The sequence below is a fragment of the Nonomuraea sp. NPDC050310 genome (genome assembly GCF_040655795.1).
GTDB lineage: Bacteria > Actinomycetota > Actinomycetes > Streptosporangiales > Streptosporangiaceae > Nonomuraea.
This window is the reverse complement of the sequence record NZ_JBFAKP010000032.1, coordinates 58515-67620: the sequence shown is the minus strand read 5'-3', so window position 1 is coordinate 67620 and position 9106 is coordinate 58515. Positions and strand designations below refer to the sequence as shown.

Annotated in this window: 10 protein-coding genes; 1 reads left to right on the top strand and 9 read right to left on the bottom strand. The window is 71.0% G+C overall.

The window, feature by feature from the left end; all coding sequences use genetic code 11:
• Positions 1-196: 196 nt before the first annotated feature.
• The 5 genes from AB0I67_RS40105 to AB0I67_RS40085 all read right to left on the bottom strand — a co-directional run bounded on the left by AB0I67_RS40105 (position 197) and on the right by AB0I67_RS40085 (position 4497).
• Positions 197-1078 (bottom strand): sigma-70 family RNA polymerase sigma factor, encoded by an 882-nt coding sequence (locus AB0I67_RS40105; RefSeq protein ID WP_357935501.1) that lies wholly within the window; start codon positions 1076-1078, stop codon positions 197-199.
• 9 nt (positions 1079-1087) lie between these two features.
• Entirely contained in the window at positions 1088-1477 is a 390-nt protein-coding gene (locus AB0I67_RS40100; protein WP_357935498.1) for an STAS domain-containing protein, read from the bottom strand.
• Positions 1478-1500: 23 nt separating this feature from the next.
• Entirely contained in the window at positions 1501-2478 is a 978-nt protein-coding gene (locus AB0I67_RS40095; protein ID WP_357935495.1) for a phosphotriesterase-related protein, read from the bottom strand.
• Between the two features lie 29 nt (positions 2479-2507).
• Entirely contained in the window at positions 2508-3920 is a 1413-nt protein-coding gene (locus AB0I67_RS40090) for a methionine--tRNA ligase (protein WP_357935492.1), read from the bottom strand.
• 127 nt (positions 3921-4047) lie between these two features.
• Positions 4048-4497, bottom strand: coding sequence for a universal stress protein (locus AB0I67_RS40085; protein WP_357935490.1), 450 nt, complete (start codon positions 4495-4497; stop codon positions 4048-4050).
• Between the two features lie 60 nt (positions 4498-4557).
• On the opposite strand from AB0I67_RS40085, the gene AB0I67_RS40080 reads away from it, so the two are divergent.
• Positions 4558-4893, top strand: coding sequence for a hypothetical protein (locus tag AB0I67_RS40080; protein WP_357935488.1), 336 nt, complete (start codon positions 4558-4560; stop codon positions 4891-4893).
• Here AB0I67_RS40080 and AB0I67_RS40075 read toward each other — a convergent pair.
• The 4 genes from AB0I67_RS40075 to AB0I67_RS40060 form a co-directional block, all read right to left on the bottom strand.
• Positions 4854-5480, bottom strand: a complete 627-nt coding sequence (locus AB0I67_RS40075) for a DUF998 domain-containing protein (RefSeq protein ID WP_357935485.1) — start codon at positions 5478-5480, stop codon at positions 4854-4856. The genes AB0I67_RS40080 and AB0I67_RS40075 overlap by 40 nt on opposite strands.
• Before the next feature lie 136 nt (positions 5481-5616).
• The gene (locus tag AB0I67_RS40070) at positions 5617-6600 is read right to left on the bottom strand and encodes an anti-sigma factor RsbA family regulatory protein (protein WP_357935482.1); all 984 of its coding nucleotides are present in this window, start codon (positions 6598-6600) and stop codon (positions 5617-5619) included.
• A gap of 202 nt (positions 6601-6802) precedes the next feature.
• Entirely contained in the window at positions 6803-7912 is a 1110-nt protein-coding gene (locus AB0I67_RS40065) for an aromatic ring-hydroxylating dioxygenase subunit alpha (RefSeq protein WP_357935479.1), read from the bottom strand.
• Positions 7913-7952: 40 nt separating this feature from the next.
• A complete protein-coding gene (locus tag AB0I67_RS40060) occupies positions 7953-9083 on the bottom strand; it encodes an NAD(P)/FAD-dependent oxidoreductase (RefSeq protein ID WP_357935477.1) in 1131 nt (376 codons plus the stop codon).
• Positions 9084-9106 lie beyond the last annotated feature (23 nt).

The following is a 9106-nucleotide window of genomic DNA, read 5'->3' as shown; positions in this document are numbered from 1 at the left end:
GCTGGTAGTCAACAGGTGTGATTCCCCCACCCCCCCCCGCCCGGGCGGGGCGGCCCGCGCCGCCGGGCTGGGCGGCTACCAGGGGCGGGCCCCCCACCGCGCCCACGAGCGCGCAGACGAGTCGACGGATCATGATGATGGTGCCCCCTGACGTAGACATCCTCGATTTACGCCCAATAGTCGCACTCGGTCAACGTCACGACGCCCAGGCGAGCAGATCGCGACGTTCCCGCAACCGTTTGAGCGCCTGCTTCTCCAACTGGCGGATCCGCTCCCGGGTCAGCCCCAGGCACTCGGCGATCTCCCGGTAGGTCTGCGTCTCCCGCCCCGCCAGCCCGTAGCGGGCCCGCAGGATGAACGACTCCCGCGGCGGCAGCAGCTCGATCATCCGGCGGAGCTGGTCGCCGAAGACCTGCCGCTCCAGGAACTCCTGCACCCGCAGGCCCTCGTCCTCGACGATCAGGTCGCCGATCCGGCCCTCGCCGTTCGCCCCGACGGGCAGGTCGAGGCTGATCGTCTCCTGGCCCACCGCCCGCAGGTCGGCGATCTGCTCGACGGTACGGCCGGCCGCCTCGGCGAGTTCCTCGACCTCGGGCTCGCGTCCCAGGTCCACCAGCAGCCGCCGCTCCAGCCGGGTGAGCCGGGCGACCTCCTCGGCCACGTGCACCGGCAGCCGCACGGTCCGGGCCTTGTCGTTGACCCCGCGCTCGATGGCCTGCCGGATCCACCACATCGCGTAGGTCGAGAACTTGTAGCCGCGGGCGTAGTCGAACTTCTCCACCGCCCGCATGAGCCCCAGGTTGCCTTCCTGGATCAGGTCCAGCAGGGGCAGCCCGCGGTGCACGTATCGTTTGGCGGCCGCGACGACCAGCCGCAGGTTGGCGCGGATGAGCTGCTCCTTGGCCTCTGCTCCGTCGAGCGCCACGCGGTGCAGTTCGGCGCTCTGCTTCCCGGCGGCCAGCAGATGCCGGGCGTAGAGCCCGGCCTCGATCCGGCGGGCGAGGTCGACCTCGTCGCCGGCGGTGAGCAGGCGCGTCCGGCCGATCTCCCGGAGGTAGGCACCCAGCGCGTCGGACATGCCTCGCCGCTACCCGGCAAATGGCGGAGAATGCCCCGAATCGCTAAGTTCTGCGATCGCCAGTTCGGCGGTCGGCCGCAGGTCGAAGAAACGGTCGAGCGCGGTCAGCTCGAACAGGTGCTTGACCCGTCCGTGCAGCCCGGCCAGCAGCAGCCGCCCGCCCGAGGCGGTGACGGCCTTGTGCAGGTAGACCAGCACGGACAGGCCCGAGGAGTCGCAGACGTCGACGGCCTGCAGGTCGACGACGAGCAGCGGCGGCTGGGTGAGGTCGAGCGCCTGGGTGACGCGCTCACGCACTTCCGCGGCCGAGGTGAAGTCGAAGTCTCCGGAGAGTCTGACGATCACGCTGGGTCCCTGCAGACCCAGACTGATCGACAAGGTCTGTTGCTCCGAAGTCACCGGCCCCTCCAGGAAAACGTCGGTCAGGCGAAGTAGCGTCTCGGGGTGGCCACCAGCATCTGCTCGATCTGCGCGTCGCTCACGCCCGCGACGCGAAGTGCGGGTAGCACGTCGTCGTGTATGTGATCGTAGCGCCAGTTCGGCGCCGCGGTCTGGACTGCCTGGTCCCAGGCGCCACCGAAGTAGTCCATGAAGCAGGCCGAGTCATGACTCAGCACCATACGGTCTGCGTACCCGCGCTCGCAAAGGGCGGCGACGGTCTCGACCCGCTGCGCCATGGGGTTGTAGAGGTCCAGGCCGAAGCGGTCCATGCCCAGGATCGCGCCCTGGTCGGCCAGTCGCATCAGGTAGTCGAGATCGTTGCTGTCCCCGGCGTGTCCCACCACGACCTTGGTCAGATCGACGCCCTCCTTGGCGAACAGGTCGAGCGCGAGCAGCCCGCTGCGGGTGCCGGAGTTGGTGTGCACGGTGATCGGCGCGCCGGTGAGCACGTGCGCGCGGGCCGCCGCGCGGCAGATGCGCTCGACGCCCGGCGTCAGGCCCTTCTGCTCGACGACGCACTTGATGAACGCGGCCTTGACCCCGGTGTCGGCGATGCCCTCGGTCAGGTCGCGCACGAAGTCGTCCACGATCGGGTCGGGGATGTCGAAGAGCAGGCCGGGGCCGCGGTGCTCGTACTGGTGCGGGATCTCGTCGTAGCTGTAGAGCCCGGTGGCGGGGATGATGTTCAGCCCGGGCACCTGCTCGGCGATCCGCTGGATGCGCGGGATGTAGCGGCCCAGGCCCCAGACGGTCGGGTCGGCGATCGTGCTCACCCCCTTGGCCACCAGCGCGTTCAGCTTGGTGATCGCGTCGGCGACCCGGTGCTCCTCGTCCCACCAGGAGCCCCGGCCGTAGTTGTCCAGGTGCTCGGTGGCCAGGACGAAGACGTGTTCGTGCATCAGGGTCTGGCCCAGGTCCTCGACGTCCACGGGGCCGCGGATGGTGTTCACGGTGGGCATGGCAACCTCCATACCGGCTGGTCGGCTCGTCACACCGTACGCCCGCCGACCAGCCTCGGGAAGAGCGGTTCGGGCCGCGCCAGCCGTACCCCGTGCACCTGAGCGGCCACCCGCGCCGCCGCGCCCGGCAGGAACGGCGCCAACTGCTCGGCGAGCGTACGGCAGGCGTGCAGCAGGGTCCCGAGCGAGGCGGCCGGGTCGGCCTGCTTCCACGGCTGCGTCCGCTCGATGTAGGCGTTGGCCTCGGTCACGATCTCCCAGACCGCCCCCGCCGCCCGCCGGAAGTCGAAGGCGTCCAGCGCCTCCCCCACCCGCTCGGCGACCGTCAGGCAGGCCGGCAGCACCTCGGCCGGTTCGGGCGCGTGCCCGTCGAGCCGGCGGCCGATCAGCGTGAGCACGCGGCTGACCAGGTTGCCCAGCCCGTTGGCGAGGTCCTCGTCGTGCCGCGCGGCCAGCCGTTCCTCGGTGAAGTCCACGTCGCCCACCCGCGGCACCTCGCGCAGCAGCCACCAGCGCAGCGCGTCGCCGCCGTAGACCGCGGCCAGCTCGGCGGGGTCGGCCGTGGCGCCGCCCGACTTGCTGATCTTGCGCCCGCCGATGGTGAGGTAGTCGTGCACGAACAGCTCGGTGGGCAGCGGCCGGCCCGCCGACAGCAGCATGGCCGGCCAGTAGACGGCGTGGAAGCGGATGACGCCCTTGCCCAGCAGGTGCGTGCGGCGGGGCTCGCGCACCCACCAGCGCTCGTAGTCCTCCAGCGCGGTGACGTAGTTGGCCAGCGCGTCCCACCACACGTAGATCACCTGCGTGGGGTCGCCGGGCACCGGGATGCCCCAGCCCCTGGCCCGCTCGGCGCTGCGCGAGATCGAGATGTCCTCGACGCCCGCGCGCAGGAAGGCGAGCACCTCGTTGCGCCGGGCGGCCGGTTCGATCCGCAGCTCGCCGCGCTCGATGAGCTCGATCAGCCGGTCCTGGTAGCGCGAGAGCCGGAAGAACCAGTTGCGCTCGGCGACCCGCTGGAGCGGCCCCGCGTGCCCGTCGGGACAGTGGTCGTCGGGGTAGAACTGCTCGCAGCCCACGCAGTACAGGCCCTCGTAGTGCTTCTGGTAGACGTCGTGCGCGGTCGCCGCCCACAGCTCCTCGACCCCGGCGCGGTGGCCCGGGTCGGCGCTGGTGCGCACGAAGGCGTCGAAGGACAGCTCCAGCGGCCCGCGCAGGGCGTGGAAGGCCTCGGAGTTGCGGGCCACCAGGTCGCGCACCGGCACCCCGGCGGCCTCGGCGGCCAGCACGTTCTTCAGCGAGTTGTCGTCGGTCCCGGTCTGGAAGCGCACCTGCTCGCCGAGCCGCCGGTGGTGGCGGGCCAGCACGTCGGCCTGCACGATCTCCAGCGCGAAGCCGAGGTGCGGGCGCGCGTTGACGTAGGGGATGGTGGTGGTGATGTACATCGGGTGCCTCCCGTGGGGCCCCGGACATGACAAGAGGCCCCGGTTCGCAGGGCCTCTTCAGCGGACGACGCGGTGAGCCCCTAGAGGGCCATCATCACCACGGTCGTCGTCATGGGAGAAACATACCTCACGACTCGGGGCCGGGCACCACCAGCACCGGCCGCTTGGCGTGGTGCAGCACGCGGTCGGAGGTGCTGCCCAGCAGCAGCGAGCGCATCCCGCCCAGGCCGCGGGTCCCGGTGACGATCAGCTCGGCGTCGATCTCCTCGGCCACGTCCACGATCGTCGACCAGACCGCCACCGAGTTGTCGTCGTAGCGCGCGCTCGCCTCCAGCCCGGCCTGCCGGGCCAGCTCCGCGCCCCGCTCCGCCAGCTCGCGCATCGCCTCCCGCACCGCCTCGTCCTCGACGGTGGTGTCGGGCATCGGCATCATCCCGATCGCGGTGCGCATCGAGGCGGCCGACAACCGCTCCCACACCGTCAGGACCACCACCGAGCTGCCCTTGGCCAATCGGCCGAGAAAGGTAATGGCCGCCTGGGAATCTTCTGAACCGTCATAAGCCACGAGGATCGTCATAGCCCTCCCCTACCCGGGCAGGAACCCGGCATGACTGTCGTTCCGTTTCAAGATCTACCCTTGGCCGACCGCGACCGCGCCTGGGACCGCGACGAGGCCGACCGCCGGGTCCGCGAGTGGGCGGGCACCGACGGCCGGCCGAACACCAAGTACAAGGAGGCCCACGTCTGGTACGACTCCGACGAGGGCGACGAGTGGGGCGCCTACAAGCTCCCCATCGCCGACGTCGTCGACGGCAGGCTGATGGCCGTGCCGCACGCGATCTTCGCGGCCGGCGGGGTCATGGACGGCGCCAGGGGCGGGGTCAAGATCCCCGACGACGAGCGTGAGCGGGTCAAGAAGCACCTGGCCAAGTACTACGCCAAGCTCGGCGAGACGCCGCCCTGGGAGCGCTGAGAGCCGCGCAGCAGGGACAGGCCGGCCAGCGCCAGCACGCCGATCTCGGTCACCACGACCACCCGCTGGGTCACCCCGGCCGGGATGTCGGCGTTGGTGAGCGGCACCCCGAACATCCTGATCACGTACGGGAGCACGACCGCCACCAGTGCGACCAGGGCCACCGTGCTCAGCAGGCGTACGGCTCGCGCGTACCGGATGCGCGCCCGGGCGAGCAGGAATCCGGCCACCGGCATCACCAGGAAGGCCACGAAGGCCGCGTAGCGGTGGATGCCGCCGGACAACGACAGCGGCACGCCCGGGCGGTCGGTCGGGAAGGCGCCGATGAGGAACATCGACACGCCCCACGCCACCACCAGCAGCACCACCCGCCGGTCGGCGCCGGCCCGCCCCAATGCCCCCGCGATCAGGGCGGAACCGACGGCGAACAGCGTGAGGGAGGCCGGCAACAACCATCCGACCGACTGGAAGGCGTACTCACTGATGACGCTGTGCACGGGGTCGAGCCCCGCCCCCGCGTGCAGGGCGAGCATCGCGCCGCTTCCGAGACCGATGGTGGTGAATCCGCTGACGAGCAATCCCTTCATGCTTCAAAGCTCGGGCAAACCGGGCTTCGGCAGTATCGGAGATCAGCCCTGAAAGTCCCCGGTCGAACCCCTACGACCTTCGTCGGACGCACCGCCATGACCTGCGCGAAGACCGACCCTGGTAGGGCGCTCCCCCTCAGGGTCGGGGGGCCTCCAGGGGACGGCCGGCCCCACCGTCGGCGCGCTCGATTCCGGCGGGCAGCAGGCCCAGCGGGAGGTCGAAGTAGGTGCGGATGGTGGTCAGGCCCTCACGGGTGTGGATGCGGACCAGGTCGCTCAGCAGGTTCACGATCAGCAGGCCGCGCGAGCCCGCCTTGCGCGGGTCCACGGGCCGGCGGCCGGCCAGCGGGTCGCTGATGTGGCCGGTGTCGGCGATCTCGCAGACCAGCCGGCCGTCCTCGGTCCAGACGCGCAGCTCGCCCGAGCCGCCGCCGTGGTCGATGCTGTTGGCGCCCAGCTCGGTGACGACCAGCCGCAGGTCGTCGAGGCGCGCGGCGGCGAAGCCGAACCCCGCGGCCTGCTCGGAGGCCAGCACGCGCACCTCGCCGAGGTTCGTGCGGTCGAAGCGCAGGCGGACGGCGTGCGCCGGGATGTCCAGCGGGCGGTTGTGCCCGCTGACCACCTCCCCGGGGGCGTAGGCGTGCGTCCGGTCGCGGCCCTGCAGCACTGGGTGGGTGCGTTCGGCCTCGGCCAGCACCTCCGGGGTCAGCGCCTCGGCGTCGTAGGGGCACAGGATGGTGACCCGGCGGCCGTCGAAGGCGAAGTTGATCAGCGCTTCGTGCTGGGCGCAGGCCGGGTACTCCGACGCGCTGCGCCCGGCCCAGATGGGTTCGCCGATGATGCGCACGTGCCGGTCGGGGTGCCGGTCGGCGAAATCGCGCAGCACCGCCGGGATGATCCGGCCGGGATTGCGCCCGGCCAGCGTCATGTCCAGCATGTGCACCGCGTCGGCGTCCGCGCCCAGCTCGGCGCGGATCAGCTTGAGGTTGCCCGGCGGCACCGCGACGGCGACCGGCTCGCCGGCTTCCAGCCCGTCCCGGAGGAACCGGGTCATGGCAAGCGCGTAGTCCCGGTCGTCTCGGTAGAAGTACGCCGGGTGAACAAACGGATTCGCCGCCATCACTGCCACGTTACCCGTCCTGACCGTTGGAAAGGGTGTGACATTCATCGAATGTGCCCGGGTATACAGGTCTTAGTCCCTCGAGCGGATCCACCAGAAAGGATCCAAGCGTGAAAAAAGTTCAGGTCGTCCAGCGCCCCCGCCCTCCGCGGCGGCCGGTACCGCTCGACTTGCGCACCCCCTCGGGGAAAGCACTTCCCTTCTAGCCCGCCAGCCGTTCGCCGACCCACCGATGGAAGGCCGAGATGTGGTGCTCGCTCGGCACCAGCACGCCTCCGCCGTCGTAGGCGCGTGAGGACATGCCGGGCTGCGTGCGTTCGCAGGCCTCGAAGTCCTGTTCGTTGACCAGGTGGAAGAGCTCCACCGACTTGGAGATGTCCGCCCCGCCCGCGACCACGTCCGGGTGGTACAACCAGTCGCACTCCACCACGGTGCGATCCGCGGCCAGCGGGAACATGCGGTGCAGGATCACGTGGTCGGGCACCAGGTTGATGAAGACCTGCGGCTTGACGGTGATCGCGTAGTAGCGCCGGTCCTGCTCGGCCGAGACGTCCGGCAGCTTGGCGAAGCCCTTCGACCCGTCCACCGTGAACCCCTCCGCCCGCTCGGCGAACAGCGCCCCGTGGCCCACGTAGTACTGCGCCGCGTATCCCCCGGCGAACTCCGGCAGCACGGCCGTGAGCTCGGGGTGGATGGTCGCGCAGTGGTAGCACTCCATGAAGTTCTCGACGATCAGCTTCCAGTTCGCCCGGACGTCGTAGACGATGCGCCGGCCGAGGGCGAGCTTGTCCACGTGGTAGCGGTCGATCGAGGCCAGGTCGCCCAGCCGCTCGGTCGCCGCGCCCATCACCGTCTCCTCGAAGCTGGGCGGCTCCCGTTCCAGGCACAACCACGCGTATCCCAGCCATTCCCGCAGGTGTACGGCCAGCATGCCGTACTCCTCGCGGTCCACGTCGGGCATCTTGACCAGGTTCGGCGCGGCGGCCAGCCGCCCGTCCAGGTCGTAGGCCCACGCGTGGTAGGAGCACTTGATCGTGCGCTTGACCCGCCCCTCCGGCTCGACGCACAGCCGCGCGCCGCGATGCCGGCAGACGTTGAGGAAGGCGCGCAGCACCCCGTCGCGCCCGCGCACGACGATCACGCTCTCGCGGCCGATCTGGACGGTCTTGAAGGCTCCCGGCTCGGCCAGCTCGTCGCTGCGGACGGCACAGTGCCACAGGGATTCGAAGATCTTGCGTTGTTCCTCGGCGAAGATCGCGGGGTCGGTGTAGGAGCGGCCAGGGAGGGTGGGGATCAGGCTCGGCACAGGCACCCCAAGCGTCAGTTTGTTGCGCAATGCGCATTGTGTTGCTCTATATGCGACTTTCTGGAACGTTGCCCAATATGCGGCGCTGCTCCGGCGTCGTCAAGAGGTAGCCGCTGAACGCCCGCAGCAGCCGGGCGAACAGGCCGGTCACCAGCGCGCTCGGCATCGGCGGCTGCGGGCGGCTGGTCATCTCGAACCCGGCCAGCACCGCCGGCCGGCGCACGACCTTGGCCCTGCCGCGCTCGTAGGCCCGCAGGTCCTCCAGCGAGCCCCGCAGCGCCCAGGCGTCCTCGATCCCCTGGTTGGCGCCCTGGGCCAGCGCCGGAGGCATGGTGTGCGCGGAGTCCCCGGCCAGCGTGACCGCGCCCCGGCCCCAGACCTCGGGCACCGCGTGCCGGTAGTGCGGGAAGAACTGGACGTCGCCGAGCTGGGGCCACAACCACTGCAGGGGCCCCGCCCGCCAGCTCCCGAACCGCTCACGCAACGCCGCGACGGGGTCGGGCTCGTCCTCCCAGAGCCGGCTGCCGGGCGCGGCGCGCGTGTCGAACCACCACAACAGCCGGTCGCCGCCGGCGGGGGCGAGGCTGAACAGGCCCTGGCGGCCGGTGGCCATCCGGATGACGCCGGAATCGGGCTCGGAGACGAAGCCCTGCCAGGTCACCCAGCCGCTGAGCCGGGCCGGGTCCTGCTCCCACAGCGCGCCCCGCACGACCGAGCGGCGGCCGTCGGCGCCCACCAGCACGTCGCCGCCGATCGTCCGGCCGTCGGCGAGCGTGGCCTCCGCCCGGTCGGGATCGACCGCGGCCACCTCGGCGCCGTAGGTGATCGGGACGCCCTCGGCGAGCAGTTCCACCAGGTCGCGGCGGACGATGTGCACCGACGGCCGGCCGAGGCGGCGCTCGATGTCGGCCAGGTCCACGGTGAACAGCCGGCGCCCTCGCGTCGTGTAGGACTCCATCGCGCTCAGCCGGCTGCCGCGGGCGGCCGGGTCGACGCCCAGCTCCCGCAGGATCCCGGTGGCGCCGGGCCAGAGGGTGACCGAACCGCCCGTGGCGCGCAGCTCGGGGGCCGCCTCGTAGACCTCGACCTCGTGGCCGTCGGCGAGCAGGGCCCGCGCCGTGGCGAGTCCCGCGATTCCGGCGCCGATGACGACTACCCTCTTCTTTCTGATACGCATGGTATCTGATACTAGGAGTCTCA